The sequence below is a fragment of the Enterobacter cloacae complex sp. P18RS genome (assembly GCF_014982105.1).
GTDB classification, from domain to species: domain Bacteria; phylum Pseudomonadota; class Gammaproteobacteria; order Enterobacterales; family Enterobacteriaceae; genus Enterobacter; species Enterobacter hormaechei_C.
This window is the reverse complement of record NZ_JADCKV010000014.1, coordinates 38,165-57,100: the sequence shown is the minus strand read 5'-3', so window position 1 is coordinate 57,100 and position 18,936 is coordinate 38,165. Positions and strand designations below refer to the sequence as shown.

Below are 18,936 nucleotides of genomic sequence, written 5' to 3'. Positions count from 1 at the left end.
GGAGCAAATGATGCAGTTCTCTAAAATGCATGGCCTTGGCAACGACTTTATGGTCGTCGACGCGGTAACGCAGAATGTCTTTTTCTCCCCGGAATTGATCCGTCGCCTGGCGGATCGACACGTGGGCGTGGGGTTTGATCAGCTGCTGGTGGTGGAGCCGCCTTACGATCCTGACCTGGATTTTCACTACCGCATTTTTAACGCCGACGGCAGCGAAGTTTCCCAGTGCGGCAACGGCGCGCGCTGTTTTGCCCGCTTTGTTCGGCTGAAAGGGCTGACCAACAAGCGCGATATCCGCGTCAGCACCGCCAACGGCCGGATGGTGCTCAGCGTCACCGACGACGAACTGGTGCGCGTGAACATGGGCGAGCCGAACTTCGACCCCTCTGCCGTGCCGTTTCGCGCCAACAAAGCGGAAAAGACCTATATTATGCGTGCCGCCGAGCAGACAGTATTGTGCGGCGTCGTCTCAATGGGTAACCCGCACTGCGTGATTCAGGTGGATGATGTGCAAACCGCGGCGGTTGAAACGCTCGGCCCGGTGCTGGAAAGCCACGAGCGCTTCCCGGAGCGGGCGAACATCGGTTTCATGCAGGTGGTGAAGCGTGAACACATTCGCCTGCGGGTTTACGAGCGCGGCGCGGGCGAAACCCAGGCCTGCGGAAGCGGTGCCTGTGCGGCGGTGGCCGTCGGTATCTCACAGGGGTTACTGGCAGAAGAGGTTCGCGTGGAATTACCGGGCGGACGTCTTGATATCGCCTGGAAAGGAGCGGGTCATCCACTGTACATGACTGGCCCGGCGACACATGTTTATGACGGGTTTATCCATCTATGAAGCAACCAGGGGAAGAACTGCGGGAACCTGTAACGGAGCTGGACGACAGCGCTGTTGTGGATTACCTGCTGCACAATCCTGAGTTTTTTATCCGCAATGCACGCGTCGTCGAACGGATGCGCGTGCCGCATCCGGTTCGCGAGACCGTGTCGCTGGTTGAATGGCACATGGCGCGCTCGCGCAACCACATCAATCAGCTCGAAGAGAACATGACGCTGCTGATGGAGCAGGCCAGCAATAACGAAAGCCTGTTCTACCGTCTACTGCACCTTCAGGCGCGTCTGGCTTCCGCGCACAGTCTCGAAGAGTTCCTCAACCGCTTCCACCGCTGGGCGCGCGATCTGGGGCTGGCAGGCGCGACGATCCGTCTCTTCCCTGACCGCTGGCGCATTGGCGCGCCGTCCGGGTTTACCCATCTGGCGCTGAGCCGTCAGGCGTTTGAGCCGCTGCGTATTCAGCGTCTGGGCCATGAGCACCACTATCTGGGGCCGCTTAACGGGCCAGAACTGCTGGTGGTGCTGCCGGAAGCCAAAGCTATCGGCTCGGTGGCGATGTCGCTGATGGGGCGCGATGGTGACCTGGGCGTGATGTTATTTACCAGCCGCGACGCGCATCATTATGAACAGGGGCAGGGCACGCAACTGTTGCAGGAGATCGCCCTGATGCTGCCTGAGCTGCTGGAGCGCTGGATTGAACGCGTATGACGGACGGACTGCTCGCCACTGACGTCACCCGCTTTCTGCGCTATCTGGGCGTGGAACGCCAGCTCAGCCCTATTACGCTGCTCAACTATCAGCGTCAGCTTGATGCCATCATGCAGATTGCCGATGAAATCGGCCTGAAAAGCTGGCAACAATGTGACGCCGCCACGGTACGCGGGTTCGTCGTGCGTAGCCGTAAAAAAAATCTCAGCCCGGCGAGCCTGGCGCTCCGGCTCTCTGCCCTGCGCAGTTTCTTCGACTGGCTGGTCAGTCAGGGCTGTCTGAAAGCCAACCCGGCAAAAGGCATCGCCACGCCGAAAGCCCCGCGTCATCTGCCGAAAAATATCGACGTCGACGACGTAAACCGCCTGCTGGATATCGATCTTAACGATCCGCTGGCCGTGCGCGACCGCGCGATGCTGGAGGTGATGTACGGCGCTGGCCTGCGTCTCTCTGAGCTGGTGAACCTCGATTTAAAGCACCTCGATCTGGAGTCCGGCGAGGTGTGGGTAATGGGCAAGGGCAGCAAAGAGCGCCGCCTGCCGATCGGCCGCAATGCGGTCTCCTGGATTGAGCACTGGCTGGACCTTCGCGGGCTGTTTGGCGCCGACGAAGATGCGCTGTTCCTGTCGAAACTCGGCAAGCGGATCTCGGCGCGTAACGTGCAGAAGCGCTTTGCGGAGTGGGGCATTAAGCAGGGGCTGAACAGCCACGTTCACCCCCACAAGCTGCGCCACTCCTTTGCGACGCACATGCTGGAATCAAGCGGCGACCTGCGCGGCGTACAGGAGCTGCTTGGTCATGCGAATCTGTCGACCACCCAAATCTATACCCACTTAGACTTCCAACACCTTGCCTCGGTGTATGACGCGGCGCATCCACGCGCCAAACGGGGGAAATAATGCGTTTTTACCGCCCACTCGGTCAGATATCAGCCCTGACGTTTGACCTTGATGACACTCTTTACGATAACCGCCCGGTGATCCTGCGTACCGAGCAGGAGTCGCTGGCGTTTGTGCAGAACTACCATCCTGCGCTGAAAGCGATGCAGAACAAAGACTTCCAGCAGCTGCGTCAGTCCCTGCGGGAAACCGAACCGGAGATTTACCACGACGTGACCGAATGGCGCCGCCGTGCGGTTGAGCAGGCGATGCTCAACGCCGGCCTGAGCGCGCAGGATGCGGCCACGGGGGCCGAAGCGGCCATGGAAAACTTCGCCAAATGGCGCAGTCGGATCGACGTGCCGCAGGAGACCCACGACACGCTGGCGAAGCTCGCCGAAAAGTGGCCGCTGGTGGCCATCACCAACGGCAACGCTCAGCCTGAACTGTTTGGTCTGGGGAACTATTTTCAGTTCGTGCTGCGCGCGGGCCCGCACGGACGCTCGAAGCCGTTCAACGATATGTATCATCTGGCAGCGGAAAAACTGGATTTGCCGCTCGGTGAGATCCTGCACGTGGGCGACGACCTGACCACGGACGTCGCCGGGGCGATCCGCTGCGGCATGCAGGCCTGCTGGATCAAGCCGGAAAATGCCGATCTGATGACTACCCCGGATAGCCGTCTTCTGCCGCACGTGGAAATTTCACGGTTGGCATCCCTCACGACGCTGATATAATCATCAATTGTTCTGTATAAATTAACAGGGTTTTGGCGAATGGAAACATTTGCCTGCCCGACATGACGTGACGGTGCCAATGGACGTTTCTTACCTGCTCGACAGCCTTAATGATAAACAGCGTGACGCGGTTGCCGCCTCGCGTACAAACCTGCTGGTACTGGCTGGAGCGGGCAGTGGTAAGACGCGCGTGCTGGTTCACCGTATCGCCTGGCTACAGAGCGTGGAGAACTGCTCGCCGTACTCGATTATGGCCGTGACGTTCACCAACAAGGCGGCGGCGGAGATGCGCCACCGTATCGCGCAGCTGATGGGCACCAGCCAGGGCGGTATGTGGGTTGGCACCTTCCACGGCCTGGCGCACCGTCTGCTGCGCGCGCACCATATGGACGCTAACCTGCCGCAGGATTTCCAGATCCTCGACAGCGAAGATCAGCTGCGCTTGCTGAAACGCCTGATCAAGGCGATGAACCTCGACGAGAAGCAGTGGCCGCCGCGTCAGGCGATGTGGTACATCAACGGTCAGAAAGACGAAGGGCTGCGTCCGCATCATATTCAGAGCTTCGGTAACCCGGTCGAGCAGACCTGGCAGAACGTCTACAAGGCCTATCAGGAAGCGTGCGATCGCGCCGGTCTGGTGGATTTCGCCGAGCTGCTGCTGCGCGCCCACGAGCTGTGGCTGAACAAACCGCATATCCTGCAACACTACCGTGAACGCTTTACCAACATCCTGGTGGACGAATTCCAGGATACCAACAACATCCAGTACGCCTGGATCCGCCTGCTGGCCGGGGATACCGGCAAGGTGATGATCGTAGGCGATGACGATCAGTCTATCTACGGCTGGCGCGGCGCGCAGGTGGAGAACATCCAGCGCTTCCTCAACGATTTCCCCGGCGCGCAAACCATCCGTCTGGAGCAGAACTACCGTTCTACCAGCAACATTCTGAGCGCGGCCAACGCCCTGATTGAGAACAACAACGGGCGCCTGGGTAAAAAGCTGTGGACCGATGGCGTCGACGGCGAACCGATTTCGATTTACTGCGCCTTCAACGAGCTCGACGAAGCCCGCTTCGTGGTTAACCGCATTAAAACCTGGCAGGAGAACGGCGGCGCGCTGGAGCAGTGTGCCATTCTCTATCGCAGCAACGCCCAGTCGCGCGTGCTGGAAGAGGCGCTGTTGCAGGTGAGCATGCCGTACCGCATTTATGGCGGTATGCGCTTCTTCGAACGTCAGGAGATCAAAGATGCGCTCTCGTATTTGCGTCTGATTGCCAACCGTAACGACGATGCGGCGTTTGAGCGCGTGGTGAACACGCCGACGCGCGGCATCGGCGATCGTACGCTGGACGTGGTGCGTCAGGCCTCGCGCGATCGTCAGCTCACGTTGTGGCAGGCGTGCCGCGAGCTGTTACAGGAAAAAGCCCTTGCCGGGCGCGCCGCCAGCGCATTGCAGCGCTTCCTGGAGTTAATCGACGCGCTGGCGCAGGAAACGGCCGACATGCCGCTGCACGTCCAGACCGACCGGGTGATCAAAGATTCCGGCTTGCGCACCATGTACGAGCAGGAAAAAGGCGAGAAGGGCCAGACCCGTATTGAGAACTTAGAGGAACTGGTGACGGCAACGCGCCAGTTCAGCTACAACGAAGAAGACGAAGACCTGATGCCGTTGCAGGCATTCCTCTCTCACGCCGCGCTGGAGGCGGGTGAAGGGCAGGCCGATACCTGGCAGGATGCGGTTCAGCTGATGACCCTGCACTCCGCAAAAGGTCTGGAGTTCCCGCAGGTGTTCATCGTCGGGATGGAAGAGGGGATGTTCCCGAGCCAGATGTCGCTGGATGAAGGCGGGCGTCTGGAAGAGGAGCGTCGTCTGGCCTACGTGGGCGTGACCCGTGCGATGCAGAAACTGACCCTGACCTACGCGGAAACTCGCCGCCTGTACGGGAAAGAGGTGTATCACCGTCCGTCGCGCTTTATCGGCGAACTGCCGGAAGAGTGTGTGGAAGAGGTGCGCCTGCGCGCCAGCATCAGCCGTCCGGTCAGCCATCAGCGTATGGGCTCGCCGATCTCTGAAACCGACACCGGTTACAAGCTGGGCCAGCGCGTGCGCCACTCGAAGTTTGGCGAAGGCACCATCGTCAACCTGGAAGGCAGCGGCGAGCACAGCCGTTTGCAGGTAGCGTTCCAGGGGCAGGGGATCAAATGGCTGGTGGCAGCCTATGCCAAGCTGGAAAGTGTGTAACTTTCAGAAAAATATCACTATTTTGTAATAATCTGCTAGCCTTATACGTTGAAGGTCAATTAATGCCCTTCAGCGTTCCGTTGCGTGTTGACGCCACAGTTATTGCTGGCGTAACATGCGCGCACGATTACGCTAAGAGGACATTCGCCTTGGACACACCCAGTAGATACTGGCTCAATTCCCTGTCATCCAGGAACAACTCCTAAGGCTATCTCCTCTTGCTGATGGCCTTAGTGGTTGTCAGCGACTGCATCATTCCCGTCGCGCTGAGTCAGGCTGTTTAATGGTCTGAAACCCAATTTGTTTCTGTGTGCCCACCGAACTGTCCGATATTTTTTGCATTGGGAGTCCCGGTCATGTTGAGCGCATTTCAACTCGAAAATAACCGACTGACTCGGCTTGAAGCCGAAGAGTCACAGCCCCTCATTGATGCCGTATGGGTGGATCTGGTCGAGCCGGACGACGATGAGCGCCTTCGCGTACAATCTGAACTGGGGCAAAGCCTGGCGACACGCCCGGAACTGGAAGACATCGAAGCATCCGCCCGTTTTTTTGAAGACGAAGACGGCCTGCACATTCACTCCTTCTTCTTTTTCGAAGATGCCGAAGACCACGCGGGGAACTCCACCGTGGCGTTTACCATCCGCGATGGCCGCCTGTTCACCCTGCGCGAGCGCGAACTGCCTGCGTTTCGTCTCTACCGTATGCGTGCCCGCAGCCAGGCGATGATGGACGGCAACGCTTATGAGCTGCTGCTGGATCTGTTCGAAACCAAAATCGAACAGCTGGCGGATGAAATCGAAAACATCTACAGCGACCTGGAAAAGCTGAGCCGCGTGATCATGGAAGGCCATCAGGGCGATGAGTACGACGAAGCGTTGTCCACGCTGGCTGAGCTGGAAGATATCGGCTGGAAGGTACGTTTGTGTCTGATGGATACCCAGCGCGCGCTGAACTTCCTGGTGCGCAAGGCGCGTCTGCCGGGCGGTCAGCTGGAGCAGGCGCGTGAGATCTTACGCGATATCGAATCCCTGCTGCCGCACAACGAATCCCTGTTCCAGAAGGTCAACTTCCTGATGCAGGCGGCGATGGGCTTTATCAACATCGAGCAGAACCGCATCATCAAGATCTTCTCGGTGGTGTCCGTGGTGTTCCTGCCGCCGACGCTGGTGGCGTCCAGCTACGGGATGAACTTCGAGTTTATGCCGGAACTGAAGTGGAGCTTTGGCTACCCGGGGGCGATTATCTTTATGATCCTCGCCGGGCTGGCGCCGTATCTGTACTTTAAGCGGAAGAACTGGCTGTAAAAATCTGGCGGGTGGCGCTGCGCTTACCCGCCCTACGATCGAATTCCCTCTCCCTGTGGGAGAGGGTTCCCCACAAAATAATGCCTGCACCCCAGCCCTCTCCCTTGAGGGAGAGGGCTGGGGTGAGGGGGAACATACGGCTCTGGTGGTCATTCCGTTCACTTTATGTTCCTTGCTACTCTGTCACGACATGACCGGTGAACGTGCCAGGGTGGCTCAGTCGCCACCACCCTGGCGACCCGGGCTTCCGGCGGAAAATCGCCGCTTCGCGGTGCCTTCGGCTTATTCCTTCCGGCTTATCGGGGACGGGCGGAGGTAACATCCCTGTAAAGCCCTCAGTTATTCTGAGGCAACGTTATCGCTTTTGCTTTCAAATTACTGGGGAACCCTCTCCCCTGTGGGAGAGGGTTAGGGTGAGGGCAACATCACAACCCTTTGCGCACCCTGCGCTGGGTATAAATCGCATCCGCAACAAAGATGGCCAGCGCCACCCAGATAAAGGCGAACGTCACCATCTTATCCGCACCCGGCACCTCGCCGTAAAACACCACCGCCAGCAGGAACATCAGCGTCGGGCCAATGTACTGGAAGAAGCCCAGCGTGGAGAGGCGCAGACGCGTTGCCGCGCCGGTAAAGCACAGCAGGGGGATCGTCGTGACCACGCCCGCGGCCATCAGCATCAGGTTCAGCGACCATGGATTGCTGTCCATGTGGCTGGTGGCGCTGTCGGCAATACCGAACAGGTAGATCGCGGCGACAGGCAGCAGCCACAGGGTTTCAAATAGCATTCCCGTCTGCGCTTCCACGGCAATTTTTTTACGCACCAGGCCGTAGAAGGCAAAGCTGAACGCCAGCCCCAGGGCGATAACCGGCAGTGAGCCGAAGGTCCACAGCTGTACCAGCACGCCGCAGAAGGCCAGAATCACCGCCACCCACTGCATCCGGCGAAAGCGCTCACCAAGGAAAATCATCCCCAGCAAAATATTGACCAGCGGGTTAATAAAGTAGCCCAGGCTGGCTTCGAGCATGTGATGGTTATTCACCGCCCAGATAAACAGCAGCCAGTTTCCGCCAATCAGCACCGCAGAGAGAGCGAGCAGGAAGACCTTCTTCGGGGTTTTCAGCAGCGTTTTGACGCCTGACCACTGACGGCTGATACTCATCAGCGCAATCATGAAGAAAAAGGACCAGATGACGCGGTGAGTGAGGATCTCGTCCGCCGGGACATAGGCGATAAGTTTGAAGTACGCCGGTGCGATACCCCAAATAAAATAAGCGGCAAGGGCGAGTAAAACGCCCTGCCGCGTCTGTTTAGCATCCATCGGTAAAATCCGTTACAAAAAAGTGAAGTAATTTTACCCGAATTTGCCGTCTCAACCCACCATATAAGTGGCGGTTGCGCTGGCGATATAAACCTGCTCCTCGTTATGCAGCTCAACGCGGGCGACGGCAACTTTATTCCCGGCGCGCAGCAGACTGCTGGTGCAGGTGAAGCGGTTTCCGCGTCCCGGACGCAGGTAGTCGACGCGTAAATCGATGGTGCCCATGCGCGACAGGCGCTGGCGTAACTCATCTTCGTTGATGGTGTCATGGCGCGTCAGCGTGCTACCCACGCACACCAGACCGGCCGCCACGTCCAGCGCGGAGGCAATGACCCCGCCGTGCAAAATGCTTTGCGCCCAGTTACCGACCATCATTGGCTGATTATTGAAACTCAGCTGAGCGAAGTCTTTTTCGTATCGCTCCAGCTCAAGACCCAGTGCACGGTTGAACGGCATGTGGTACACAAAAATCTCGCCCACGAGCTTTAAGGTTTCTTCGGCGGTGAGTGTGGCTGACATCTGACGTGGCATCCTTGTTGTTAACAAAATGTTGATTTTATGCTTCGGGATAAAGGAATGCCACTTTAAGAAACGAGGAAGCGGAAGTTATCGCAGAAGTCTGTAGAATGCCCGGACAAAACTATTCATTAAATGTCACCATTTCAGGAGAACACCACCGATGCGGACGTATCTGGGTTGGTTACTGGCGGCGGTTGCGCTGCCCCTCACAGCATATGCGCAGGAAGCGACGATCAAAGAGGTGCATGATAAACCTGCCGTTAAGGGCAGCATCATCGCCAATATGCTTCAGGAGCATGACAATCCGTTCACGCTGTACCCTTATGATACAAACTACGTGATCTACACCCAGACCAGCGATCTCAACAAAGAGGCTATAAGCTCCTATAACTGGTCTGATAATGCGCGTAAAGATGAGGTGAAGTTCCAGCTCAGCCTCGCCTTCCCGTTCTGGCGCGGCATCCTGGGGCCGAACTCGGTGCTTGGCGCGTCTTACACGCAGAAGTCATGGTGGCAGCTCTCCAACAGCGGGGAATCTTCACCGTTCCGCGAAACCAACTATGAACCGCAGCTGTTCCTCGGTTTCGCCACCGATTATGAGTTTGCAGGCTGGACGCTGCGAGACGTGGAGGTGGGCTATAACCACGATTCCAACGGTCGTTCCGACCCAACCTCACGCAGCTGGAACCGCATCTATACGCGTCTGATGGCGCAGAACGGCAATTTCATGGTGGAAGTGAAGCCGTGGTACGTGGTGGGCAGCACCGATGACAACCCGGATATCACCAAATATATGGGCTACTATCAGCTTAAAGTGGGCTATCAGCTGGGTGACGCGGTGCTGAGCGCCAAAGGCCAGTACAACTGGAATACCGGCTACGGCGGTGCAGAGCTGGGCCTGAGCTACCCGGTAACGAAACACGTTCGTCTTTATACTCAGGTGTATAGCGGGTATGGCGAATCGCTGATCGACTACAATTTCAATCAGACCCGCGTCGGTGTGGGCGTCATGCTGAACGATATTTTCTAAGCTGCTCGAATGTTTTTGCGTTAAACGTTGAAGTTTCTCTCTCAGGCGCTGAAAATAGCGCCTGTTTCATTTCTGGCATATGGGGTTAACGTGGCGCAGGCGGAAGTATTGAATCAGGAATCGCTGGCTAAACAGGTTTTGCAGGAAACCTTTGGCTACCAGCAGTTCCGCCCTGGCCAGGAAACCATCATTGAAACCGTGCTGGAAGGCCGCGATTGCCTGGTGGTCATGCCGACCGGCGGCGGAAAATCGCTCTGCTATCAGGTGCCCGCGCTGGTGCTTAATGGCCTGACGGTCGTGGTATCGCCCCTTATTTCCCTGATGAAAGACCAGGTCGACCAGCTGCTTGCCAACGGCGTGGCGGCGGCCTGTCTGAACTCGACGCAGACCCGCGAGCAACAGCAAGAGGTAATGGCCGGGTGCCGCACCGGGCAGATCCGCCTGCTGTATATCGCGCCAGAACGCCTGATGCTGGACAACTTCCTCGATCATCTGGCGCACTGGAATCCGGTGCTGCTGGCAGTGGATGAAGCGCACTGTATCTCCCAGTGGGGGCACGATTTCCGCCCGGAATACGCCGCTCTTGGCCAGCTTCGTCAGCGCTTCCCCGAGCTGCCGTTTATGGCGCTTACCGCCACGGCGGACGACACCACGCGTCAGGACATCGTTCGCCTGCTGGGGCTGAACGACCCGTATATTCAGGTCAGCAGCTTCGACCGCCCGAACATCCGCTATATGCTGATGGAGAAGTTCAAGCCGCTGGATCAGCTCTTACGCTACGTGCAGGAGCAGCGCGGAAAGTCCGGCATCATCTACTGCAACAGCCGGGCGAAGGTGGAAGACACCGCCGCGCGTCTGCAAAACCGTGGCTTTAGCGCCGCGGCCTATCACGCCGGGCTGGAGAACCATATCCGCGCCGACGTGCAGGAGAAATTCCAGCGCGACGACCTGCAAATCGTGGTCGCAACGGTGGCGTTCGGGATGGGGATCAACAAGCCCAACGTGCGCTTTGTGGTGCATTTCGACATTCCGCGCAATATCGAATCCTACTATCAGGAAACCGGCCGCGCCGGGCGTGACGGCCTGCCTGCGGAAGCGATGCTGTTTTACGATCCGGCGGATATGGCGTGGCTGCGCCGCTGTCTCGAGGAGAAACCGCAGGGGCAGTTGCAGGATATCGAACGGCACAAGCTTAACGCGATGGGGGCCTTCGCCGAAGCGCAAACCTGCCGCCGTCTGGTGCTGCTCAACTACTTTGGTGAAGGGCGTCAGGCACCGTGCGGCAACTGCGATATCTGCCTCGACCCGCCGAAGCAGTACGATGGCCTGATGGACGCGCGCAAAGCGCTCTCGACTATCGGACGCGTGAACCAGCGCTTCGGGATGGGCTACGTCGTTGAAGTGCTGCGCGGGGCTAACAACCAGCGTATCCGCGATATGGGTCACGACAAGCTGCCGGTTTATGGCATCGGGAAAGACCAGAGCCACGAGCACTGGGTGAGTATCATCCGCCAGCTGATCCATCTCGGCTTTGCCACGCAGAACATTGCCCAGCATTCTGCGCTTCAGCTGACCGAAGCGGCGCGACCGGTCCTGCGTGGCGAGGTTGAACTGAAGCTCGCCGTTCCGCGCGTCGTCGCCCTGAAGCCGCGCGTGATGCAGAAATCCTACGGCGGTAACTACGATCGCAAGCTGTTCGCCAAGCTGCGTAAGCTGCGTAAAGCCATTGCGGATGAAGAGAACATCCCGCCATACGTGGTGTTCAACGACGCGACGCTTATCGAGATGGCCGAGCAAATGCCGCTCAGCGCCAGCGAGATGCTCAGCGTCAACGGCGTTGGCACGCGTAAGCTGGAGCGCTTCGGTAAAGAGTTTATGGCGCTCATCCGTTCCCACGCTGATGGTGATGATGAGGAGTAGTCAGCCGGGCGAAAAAGTGCCAGGATGGTGACTCACTACATTATTTCCCCGCGAGCTAATTATGTTAATGCTATTTCTCACCGTGGCGTTAGTGCACATCGTGGCGCTGATGAGCCCTGGCCCTGACTTTTTCTTCGTGTCACAAACGGCCGTCAGCCGCTCCCGCAAAGAGGCAATGATGGGTGTGCTCGGTATTACCATGGGTGTCATGGTCTGGGCGGCGGTTGCGCTGCTCGGTCTGAACCTGATCCTGGCGAAAATGGCGTGGCTGCATAACATCATCATGGTCGGCGGCGGTCTGTACCTGTGCTGGATGGGCTACCAGATGCTGCGCGGGGCGCTGAAGAAAGAAGAGAAAAAGCCGGAAGAGCCAAAGGTTGAGCTGGCAACGGGCGGCCGTAGCTTTGTGAAAGGGCTGCTGACCAACCTGGCGAACCCGAAAGCGATTATCTACTTCGGCTCTGTGTTCTCGCTGTTTGTAGGGGATAACGTCGGCGCGGGCGCGCGCTGGGGGATCTTCTTGCTGATCGTTGTTGAGACGTTCGCCTGGTTTACCGTTGTGGCAAGCCTGTTTGCCTTACCGGCGATGCGTCGCGGCTACCAGCGCATCGCGAAGTGGATCGACGGCTTTGCCGGCGCGCTGTTCGCCGGCTTCGGCATTCATCTCATCATTTCTCGCTAAGCATGACGCGCTGACGCAAGCAGCGCGCCAACCAGCATAAACAGCGAACCAAAGACTTTGTTCAGGGCCTTCATCTGTTTAGGCCCTTTGATCCACGCCGCAATTCGCTGCGCCAGCGTCGCGTAACCAATCATCACAATGATATCGACAATAATGGTGGTCGCGCCCAGCACCACGTACTGCATCACCTGTGGCTGATGCGGCACGATAAACTGCGGGAACAGGGCGGCGAGGAACACGATGCTTTTCGGGTTGGTCAGGTTAACGAACACCGCGCGTTTAAACAGGTGGCCGCGTGTTTGCGTCCGGGAGAGCGTATGCAGATCAATCGAGCCTGCGGCGCGCCACTGCTGAATACCCAGCCAGATAAGATACGCTGCGCCAGCCCATTTCAACACCTCGAAGGCCAGCACCGAACGGGAGAACAGCGTGCCCAGACCAATCCCCACCAGCACAATATGAATGCCAAGCCCGGTCTGTAAACCGGCGATTGACGCCGCCGCGCCGCGATAGCCGTGATTAATGGAGGTGGTCATGGTGTTGATTGCGCCCGAGCCAGGTGAAAGGCTGAGGATGATGGATGTCAGCAGGTAGGCGAACCACCATTCGAAGGTCATTTGAAACTCCCGGATCGTCTGTTTTTATGCCACAATACGCTATTGTTGAGTCATTTTGTGACCGGTGACGAAAAAAACGATATTCCCTGAATTACGGGGGGTGGAAACCCAATGTTTCAGCAGAAAAAGGACTGGGAAACACGAGAAAACGCATTTGCTGCTTTCTCCATGGGGCCGCTGACCGATTTCTGGCGCCAGCGTGAGGAAGATGAGTTTATGGGCGTCGGGGAAATCCCGGTACGCTTCGTTCGTTTCCGTGATGAAAAAAATGACCGGGTGATTGTGGTCTGCCCCGGGCGCATCGAAAGCTATATCAAATATGCCGAGCTGGCGTATGACCTGTTCCATCTGGGCTTTGATGTGTTAATTATCGACCATCGCGGGCAGGGGCTTTCTGGCAGGATGTTGCCGGATACCCATCGCGGCCACGTGGATAACTTCAGCGATTACGTCGACGATCTGGCCGCGTTCTGGCAGCAGGAAGTGCAGCCCGGACCGTGGCGCAAGCGTTATATTCTTGCCCACTCCATGGGGGGGGCGATCTCGACGTTGTTTTTGCAGCGCCATAAGCACCAGTGTGACGCCATTGCGCTGACCGCGCCGATGTACGGCATTGTGATACGTTTTCCTGACTGGATGGTGCGCCATCTTCTCGACTGGGCTGAGGGCCATCAGCGCATTCGAGAAGGCTATGCCATCGGAACAGGACGCTGGCGGGCATTGCCGTTTGCCATCAACGTGTTAACCCACAGCCGGCAGCGTTATCGCCGCAACCTGCGTTTTTATGCCGATGAACCGCGTCTGCGGGTCGGCGGCCCCACCTGGCACTGGGTGCGGGAAGGTATTCATGCTGGTGAGCAGGTGCTGGCGGGCGTAGGCGATGATGACACGCCGACGCTCCTGATCCAGGCGGAAGAAGAGCGTGTGGTGGATAACCGCATGCATGACCGCTATTGTGAACTTCGCGCCGCTGCGGGCCATCCCTGTGAAGGGGGTAAACCGCTGGTCATCAACGGTGCGTACCATGAGATCCTTTTTGAAAAGGACGCTATGCGCTCAGTCGCGCTCAACGCCATTGTTGAATTTTTCAACAGGCATAACTGATTATTGTTTTCCACCAGAGGTTGAAATCCCTATGTACCAGGTTGTTGCATCTGATTTAGATGGCACGCTGCTTTCCCCCGACCACACCCTGTCGCCTTATGCGAAAGAGACCCTAAAACTCCTGACTGCCCGTGGCGTGAACTTTGTGTTCGCCACCGGTCGCCACCACGTGGACGTGGGACAGATCCGCGATAACCTGGAGATCAAGTCGTACATGATCACCTCTAACGGTGCGCGCGTACATGACACGGACGGCAACCTGATTTTTACCCATAATCTCGATCGTGACATCGCCACCGATTTGTTCGGCATTGTGCATAACAACCCGGATATCGTGACTAACGTTTACCGCGACGACGAGTGGTTTATGAACCGCCATCGCCCGGAAGAGATGCGCTTCTTCAAGGAAGCCGTATTCCAGTACTCACTGTACGAGCCGGGTCTGCTGGAGCCGGAAGGGATCAGCAAGGTATTCTTCACCTGTGTAAATCATGAGGAGTTACTGCCGCTGGAGCAGGCGATCAACGCCCGCTGGGGCGACCGCGTGAACGTGAGCTTCTCCACGCTGACCTGTCTGGAAGTGATGGCGGGCGGGGTGTCCAAAGGTCACGCGCTGGAAGCGGTAGCGAAACGGCTGGGCTTTGATCTGAAAGACTGTATCGCCTTTGGCGATGGCATGAACGATGCCGAGATGCTCTCCATGGCGGGTAAAGGCTGCATCATGCAGAACGCGCACCAGCGCCTGAAAGATCTGCACCCGGAGCTGGAAGTGATCGGCACCAACGGCGATAACGCCGTGCCTAAGTATCTGCGCAAACTGTTCCTTGAATAATCTTCAATTGATTGTTTATTGTTCAGATGTTAACTAAAGAGTTCGCTACAATGCCTCTCCTTCTTTCTGAGAGACAAGCATTGTGGCGCTACTCATTATCACCACTATCCTGTGGGCCTTCTCCTTTAGTCTGATTGGCGAATACCTTGCCGGATCGGTCGACAGCTACTTCTCGGTACTGATGCGCGTGGGGCTGGCGGCGCTGGTGTTCCTGCCGTTCCTGCGTACCCGCGGGCAGTCGCTAAAAACGATACTGCTGTACATGCTGGTAGGCGCGTTGCAGCTCGGCATCATGTACCTGTTCAGCTTCCGGGCCTACGTTTACCTGTCCGTCTCGGAATTTCTGCTCTTCACCGTGCTGACGCCGCTCTACATCACGCTGATTTATGACTTGCTCAGCAGGCGCCGTTTGCGCTGGGGATATCTGCTGAGCGCTGCGCTGGCAGTCATTGGCGCGGCGATTATTCGCTATGACAAGGTAAGCGATCACTTCTGGACCGGGCTGATGTTCGTCCAGCTCGCTAATATCAGCTTTGCCATCGGGATGGTGGGTTACAAACGTCTGATGGAGACCCGCCCGATGCCGCAGCATAACGCGTTTGCGTGGTTCTATATGGGCGCGGCGATTGTCGCGGTAGCGGCGTGGTTTCTGCTCGGCAATCCGCAAAAGCTGCCGACTACCTCCGTGCAGTGGAGCGTTCTGGTCTGGCTGGGCGTGGTGGCGTCGGGGCTGGGCTATTTTATGTGGAACTACGGCGCTACGCAGGTAGACGCCGGGACGCTGGGGATCATGAACAATGTGCACGTGCCGGCGGGGCTACTGGTGAACCTCGCCATCTGGCAGGAGCAGCCGCACTGGCCGAGTTTCCTTATTGGGGGAACGGTGATCCTGGCTTCGCTGTGGGTACATCGCCGCTGGGTCGCTCCGCGCTCCGCACAAACGGAAGATGGTCGCACGCGTGGTTCCGCGCTGAGCGAATAAACGCTTCCGTAATCGGCTGACGCTGCTCGCCGTCGCGCACGGCGGCGTACAGCCGGCTCCACAGTCCTTCACCCAGGGTTTTGGTGACCACCAGACCCTGGCGTTCAACCGTCTCGACCACCCAGTGCGGCAGCGCCGCAATCCCCATTCTGGCCGCCACCATCTGAATTAACAGCAGCGTGTTATCCACGCTTTTCAGCTGTGGGCTGATGCCCGCGGGTTGCAGGAAATGGCGCCAGATATCCAGACGACTGCGCTGTACCGGGTAAATCAGCAGCGTCTCCGTTGCCAGATCTTCCGGCGTGATACGCGTTTTAGCGGCCAGCGGATGGTCCGGGGCCAGCACCAGACGCACCTCAAAATCAAACATTGGCGAATAGTGCAGACCGCTGCGCGGCAGAATATCTGAGGTCATCACCAGATCCAGCTCACCCTGCTGAAGCGACGGCTGCGGATCAAACGTGACGCCGGATTTGAAGTCCATCTCCACCTGCGGCCACTTCTGGCGGAAGTTCTCAAGCGCGGGGGTCAGCCACTGAATACAGCTGTGACACTCAATGGCGATGCGCAGGGTGGTCTGCTGCGGCTCGTTGCATGACTGCAACGCGCTGGCAATCTGCGGCAGCACCTGGTTCGCCAGCTGAAGCAAAATTTCGCCCTGCGGCGTAAAGCGCAAAGGCTGGCTCTTACGCACAAAAAGACGAAAGCCGAGGCGTTGTTCCAGATCGCTGAACTGGTGAGAAAGGGCAGACTGAGTCTGGTGCAGCGTGGCCGCTGCCGCCGCAAGAGAACCGCAGTTCCGCAACGCTTGTAGCGTTTTCAGGTGTTTTATCTCGATCATGAAAGTCCTTCACTTCGCCATGAACATTTTGCGCTTGAGGAATATACAGTACCTGCCAATTATAGAAGTGTAAACATCTGGACGTCTAAATAACGAATTTCTACAAGGGGTATGCCATGACAATCCGCACTCACACTCTCGGTTTCCCTCGCGTTGGTCTGCGTCGCGAGCTGAAAAAAGCGCAAGAAAGCTACTGGGCGGGTAACGCCACCCGCGAAGAACTGCTGGCGGTGGGGCGCGAGCTGCGCGCGCGTCACTGGGATCAGCAAAAACAGGCGGGCGTAGACCTGCTGCCGGTGGGCGATTTCGCCTGGTACGACCATGTTCTGACCACCAGCCTGCTGCTTGGCAACGTGCCGGCTCGTCATCAGAACAACGATGGATCGGTGGATATCGATACCCTGTTCCGCATCGGCCGTGGCCGCGCGCCAACGGGTGAGCCAGCGGCAGCGGCGGAAATGACCAAGTGGTTTAACACTAACTATCACTATATGGTGCCGGAGTTCGTTAAGGACCAGCAGTTCAAACTGACCTGGACCCAGCTTCTGGATGAAGTGGACGAAGCGCTGGCGCTGGGTCACCAGGTGAAACCCGTGCTGCTGGGGCCGGTCACCTACCTGTGGCTGGGCAAAGTGAAAGGTGAGCAGTTCGACCGCCTCAGCCTGCTGAACGATATTCTGCCGGTTTATAAGCAGGTGCTGATTGAGCTGGGTAAGCGCGGTATTCAGTGGGTGCAAATCGATGAACCGGCGCTGGTGCTTGAGCTGCCGCAGGCGTGGCTGGATGCCTTCAAACCGGCGTATGACGCGCTCACGGGCCAGGTGAAGCTGCTGCTGACCACCTATTTCGAGGGCGTAACGCCGAACCTCGACACCATTACCGCGCTGCCGGTTCAGGGTCTGCACGTTGATCTCGTTCACGGCAAAGACGATGTGGCAGAGTTGCACAAGCGTCTGCCTGCGGAGTGGCTGCTCTCTGCCGGTCTGGTGAATGGTCGTAACGTCTGGCGTGCCGATCTCACCGGGAAATATGCACAAATCAAGGACATTGTCGGTAAACGTGAATTGTGGGTAGCCTCTTCCTGTTCCCTGCTGCACAGCCCGATCGACCTGAGCGTGGAGACCCGACTCGACCCTGAGGTGAAAAGCTGGTTTGCCTTTGCCCTGCAAAAGTGTGAGGAGCTGGCTCTGCTGCGCGACGCGTTGAACAGCGGCGACACGGCAGCGATTACCGACTGGAGCGCCCCGATCCAGGCGCGCCGTCACTCGACGCGCGTGCATAACCCGGCGGTGGAAAAACGTCTGGCGGCCATCACTGCCCGGGACAGCCAGCGCCAGAGCCCGTATGAAGTGCGCGCCGAAGCCCAGCGTGCGCGCTTTAACCTGCCCGCGTGGCCGACCACAACCATCGGCTCCTTCCCGCAGACTACCGAGATCCGCGGCCTGCGCCTGGACTTCAAAAAGGGCAATCTGGATGCGAATCACTACCGCACCGGCATTGCGGAGCACATCAAACAGGCGATCGTCGAGCAGGAACGTCTGGGTCTGGACGTGCTGGTGCACGGCGAGGCCGAGCGTAACGATATGGTGGAATACTTCGGTGAACACCTGGACGGCTTTGTCTTTACCCAGAACGGCTGGGTGCAAAGCTACGGCTCCCGCTGCGTGAAGCCGCCGGTGGTGATCGGTGACGTCAGCCGCCCGGAAGCGATCACCGTGGAGTGGGCGAAGTATGCCCAGTCTCTGACCGACAAACCGGTAAAAGGCATGCTGACGGGGCCGGTGACCATTCTCTGCTGGTCGTTCCCGCGTGAAGATGTATCCCGGGAAACCATCGCCAAACAGATCGCCCTGGCGCTGCGTGATGAAGTGGCGGATCTGGAAGCGGCGGGGATTGGCATCATTCAGATCGACGAACCGGCGCTGCGTGAAGGCTTGCCGCTGCGTCGCAGCGACTGGGATGCTTATCTGACGTGGGGCGTGGAGGCGTTCCGCCTCAACGCGGCCGTCGCGAAGGACGACACGCAGATCCACACCCACATGTGTTACTGCGAATTTAACGACATCATGGACTCCATTGCCGCGCTTGACGCCGATGTGATCACCATCGAGACCTCGCGTTCAGACATGGAGCTGCTGGAGTCGTTCGAAGAGTTCGACTACCCGAACGAAATCGGGCCGGGCGTGTATGACATTCACTCCCCTAACGTGCCGAGCGTGGAGTGGATTGAATCGCTGCTGCAAAAAGCCGCCCAGCGCATTCCGGCGGAACGCCTGTGGGTAAACCCGGACTGCGGCCTGAAAACTCGCGGCTGGCCTGAAACCCGCGCGGCGCTGGCGAACATGGTGCAGGCGGCGCAGAATTTGCGTCAGGCGTAGTGGGGC

Annotated in this window: 18 protein-coding genes; 14 read left to right on the top strand and 4 right to left on the bottom strand. The window is 58.1% G+C overall.

The genetic code is table 11. The features are described 5' to 3' along the window. Positions 1 to 10 precede the first annotated feature (10 nt). The 7 genes from dapF (at position 11) to corA (ending at position 6,703) form a co-directional block, all read left to right on the top strand. On the top strand, positions 11 to 835 hold the full coding sequence (dapF, locus tag INF61_RS10725) for a diaminopimelate epimerase (RefSeq protein WP_017383590.1): 825 nt from the start codon (positions 11 to 13) through the stop codon (positions 833 to 835). Beyond that, a complete protein-coding gene (locus tag INF61_RS10720; RefSeq protein ID WP_032672141.1) occupies positions 832 to 1,539 on the top strand; it encodes a DUF484 domain-containing protein in 708 nt (235 codons plus the stop codon). Before dapF ends, INF61_RS10720 begins: the two co-directional genes overlap by 4 nt. Next, positions 1,536 to 2,438 (top strand): tyrosine recombinase XerC, encoded by a 903-nt coding sequence (gene xerC / locus INF61_RS10715; RefSeq protein ID WP_193547761.1) that lies wholly within the window; start codon positions 1,536 to 1,538, stop codon positions 2,436 to 2,438. Before INF61_RS10720 ends, xerC begins: the two co-directional genes overlap by 4 nt. Continuing rightward, positions 2,438 to 3,154, top strand: a complete 717-nt coding sequence (gene yigB, locus INF61_RS10710; protein ID WP_017383587.1) for a 5-amino-6-(5-phospho-D-ribitylamino)uracil phosphatase YigB — start codon at positions 2,438 to 2,440, stop codon at positions 3,152 to 3,154. Before xerC ends, yigB begins: the two co-directional genes overlap by 1 nt. Before the next feature lie 79 nt (positions 3,155 to 3,233). Continuing rightward, positions 3,234 to 5,396, top strand: a complete 2,163-nt coding sequence (gene uvrD / locus INF61_RS10705; protein WP_017383586.1) for a DNA helicase II — start codon at positions 3,234 to 3,236, stop codon at positions 5,394 to 5,396. Between the two features lie 149 nt (positions 5,397 to 5,545). Beyond that, positions 5,546 to 5,602, top strand: coding sequence for a YsgD/CorL family protein (ysgD, locus tag INF61_RS22885; protein ID WP_212743980.1), 57 nt, complete (start codon positions 5,546 to 5,548; stop codon positions 5,600 to 5,602). Between the two features lie 150 nt (positions 5,603 to 5,752). After that, the gene (gene corA, locus INF61_RS10700) at positions 5,753 to 6,703 is read left to right on the top strand and encodes a magnesium/cobalt transporter CorA (RefSeq protein ID WP_003860807.1); all 951 of its coding nucleotides are present in this window, start codon (positions 5,753 to 5,755) and stop codon (positions 6,701 to 6,703) included. 425 nt (positions 6,704 to 7,128) lie between these two features. Here corA and rarD read toward each other — a convergent pair whose 3' ends face one another. Then, the gene (gene rarD, locus INF61_RS10695; RefSeq protein WP_086626238.1) at positions 7,129 to 8,025 is read right to left on the bottom strand and encodes an EamA family transporter RarD; all 897 of its coding nucleotides are present in this window, start codon (positions 8,023 to 8,025) and stop codon (positions 7,129 to 7,131) included. A gap of 51 nt (positions 8,026 to 8,076) precedes the next feature. Continuing rightward, positions 8,077 to 8,544: an acyl-CoA thioesterase YigI gene (yigI, locus tag INF61_RS10690; protein ID WP_006812366.1), complete on the bottom strand. Its 468-nt coding sequence runs from the start codon at positions 8,542 to 8,544 to the stop codon at positions 8,077 to 8,079. 160 nt (positions 8,545 to 8,704) lie between these two features. On the opposite strand from yigI, the gene pldA reads away from it, so the two are divergent. The 3 genes from pldA (at position 8,705) to rhtC (ending at position 12,176) form a co-directional block, all read left to right on the top strand. Beyond that, positions 8,705 to 9,574: a phospholipase A gene (pldA, locus tag INF61_RS10685; RefSeq protein ID WP_003860803.1), complete on the top strand. Its 870-nt coding sequence runs from the start codon at positions 8,705 to 8,707 to the stop codon at positions 9,572 to 9,574. 90 nt (positions 9,575 to 9,664) lie between these two features. Beyond that, entirely contained in the window at positions 9,665 to 11,494 is a 1,830-nt protein-coding gene (gene recQ / locus INF61_RS10680; protein ID WP_017383584.1) for an ATP-dependent DNA helicase RecQ, read from the top strand. Positions 11,495 to 11,555: 61 nt separating this feature from the next. Next, complete coding sequence (rhtC, locus tag INF61_RS10675) at positions 11,556 to 12,176, top strand: threonine export protein RhtC (protein WP_006179256.1); 621 nt, start codon at positions 11,556 to 11,558, stop codon at positions 12,174 to 12,176. On the opposite strand, the gene rhtB is transcribed toward rhtC, so the two are convergent. Further along, on the bottom strand, positions 12,173 to 12,793 hold the full coding sequence (gene rhtB, locus INF61_RS10670; protein WP_006812363.1) for a homoserine/homoserine lactone efflux protein: 621 nt from the start codon (positions 12,791 to 12,793) through the stop codon (positions 12,173 to 12,175). The genes rhtC and rhtB overlap by 4 nt on opposite strands. A gap of 111 nt (positions 12,794 to 12,904) precedes the next feature. Here rhtB and pldB point away from each other — a divergent pair, with 111 nt between their 5' ends. The 3 genes from pldB to INF61_RS10655 all read left to right on the top strand — a co-directional run bounded on the left by pldB (position 12,905) and on the right by INF61_RS10655 (position 15,711). Further along, complete coding sequence (gene pldB / locus INF61_RS10665) at positions 12,905 to 13,897, top strand: lysophospholipase L2 (protein ID WP_015570002.1); 993 nt, start codon at positions 12,905 to 12,907, stop codon at positions 13,895 to 13,897. Between the two features lie 31 nt (positions 13,898 to 13,928). Continuing rightward, entirely contained in the window at positions 13,929 to 14,729 is an 801-nt protein-coding gene (yigL, locus tag INF61_RS10660; RefSeq protein WP_015570001.1) for a sugar/pyridoxal phosphate phosphatase YigL, read from the top strand. Positions 14,730 to 14,811: 82 nt separating this feature from the next. Continuing rightward, positions 14,812 to 15,711 (top strand): carboxylate/amino acid/amine transporter, encoded by a 900-nt coding sequence (locus INF61_RS10655; protein ID WP_047731276.1) that lies wholly within the window; start codon positions 14,812 to 14,814, stop codon positions 15,709 to 15,711. On the opposite strand, the gene metR is transcribed toward INF61_RS10655, so the two are convergent. After that, entirely contained in the window at positions 15,599 to 16,552 is a 954-nt protein-coding gene (metR, locus tag INF61_RS10650) for an HTH-type transcriptional regulator MetR (RefSeq protein ID WP_015570000.1), read from the bottom strand. The two genes, INF61_RS10655 and metR, sit on opposite strands and share 113 nt — an antisense overlap. 116 nt (positions 16,553 to 16,668) lie before the next feature. Between metR and metE the strand changes: the two genes are divergently transcribed. After that, a complete protein-coding gene (gene metE, locus INF61_RS10645) occupies positions 16,669 to 18,930 on the top strand; it encodes a 5-methyltetrahydropteroyltriglutamate--homocysteine S-methyltransferase (protein WP_032672136.1) in 2,262 nt (753 codons plus the stop codon). Positions 18,931 to 18,936 lie beyond the last annotated feature (6 nt).

What these genes read in the sequence shown, in the direction of transcription:
- INF61_RS10720 (WP_032672141.1), top strand. Translation starts at nt 832, where the DNA reads ATGAAGCAACCAGGGGAAGAACTGCGGGAACCTGTAACGGAGCTGGAC.
- rhtB (WP_006812363.1), bottom strand. Translation starts at nt 12,793, where the DNA reads ATGACCTTCGAATGGTGGTTCGCCTACCTGCTGACATCCATCATCCTC.
- metE (WP_032672136.1), top strand. Translation starts at nt 16,669, where the DNA reads ATGACAATCCGCACTCACACTCTCGGTTTCCCTCGCGTTGGTCTGCGT.
- corA (WP_003860807.1), top strand. Translation starts at nt 5,753, where the DNA reads ATGTTGAGCGCATTTCAACTCGAAAATAACCGACTGACTCGGCTTGAA.
- uvrD (WP_017383586.1), top strand. Translation starts at nt 3,234, where the DNA reads ATGGACGTTTCTTACCTGCTCGACAGCCTTAATGATAAACAGCGTGAC.
- rhtC (WP_006179256.1), top strand. Translation starts at nt 11,556, where the DNA reads ATGTTAATGCTATTTCTCACCGTGGCGTTAGTGCACATCGTGGCGCTG.
- metR (WP_015570000.1), bottom strand. Translation starts at nt 16,552, where the DNA reads ATGATCGAGATAAAACACCTGAAAACGCTACAAGCGTTGCGGAACTGC.
- rarD (WP_086626238.1), bottom strand. Translation starts at nt 8,025, where the DNA reads ATGGATGCTAAACAGACGCGGCAGGGCGTTTTACTCGCCCTTGCCGCT.
- yigL (WP_015570001.1), top strand. Translation starts at nt 13,929, where the DNA reads ATGTACCAGGTTGTTGCATCTGATTTAGATGGCACGCTGCTTTCCCCC.
- yigB (WP_017383587.1), top strand. Translation starts at nt 2,438, where the DNA reads ATGCGTTTTTACCGCCCACTCGGTCAGATATCAGCCCTGACGTTTGAC.
- pldA (WP_003860803.1), top strand. Translation starts at nt 8,705, where the DNA reads ATGCGGACGTATCTGGGTTGGTTACTGGCGGCGGTTGCGCTGCCCCTC.
- xerC (WP_193547761.1), top strand. Translation starts at nt 1,536, where the DNA reads ATGACGGACGGACTGCTCGCCACTGACGTCACCCGCTTTCTGCGCTAT.
- pldB (WP_015570002.1), top strand. Translation starts at nt 12,905, where the DNA reads ATGTTTCAGCAGAAAAAGGACTGGGAAACACGAGAAAACGCATTTGCT.
- yigI (WP_006812366.1), bottom strand. Translation starts at nt 8,544, where the DNA reads ATGTCAGCCACACTCACCGCCGAAGAAACCTTAAAGCTCGTGGGCGAG.
- dapF (WP_017383590.1), top strand. Translation starts at nt 11, where the DNA reads ATGCAGTTCTCTAAAATGCATGGCCTTGGCAACGACTTTATGGTCGTC.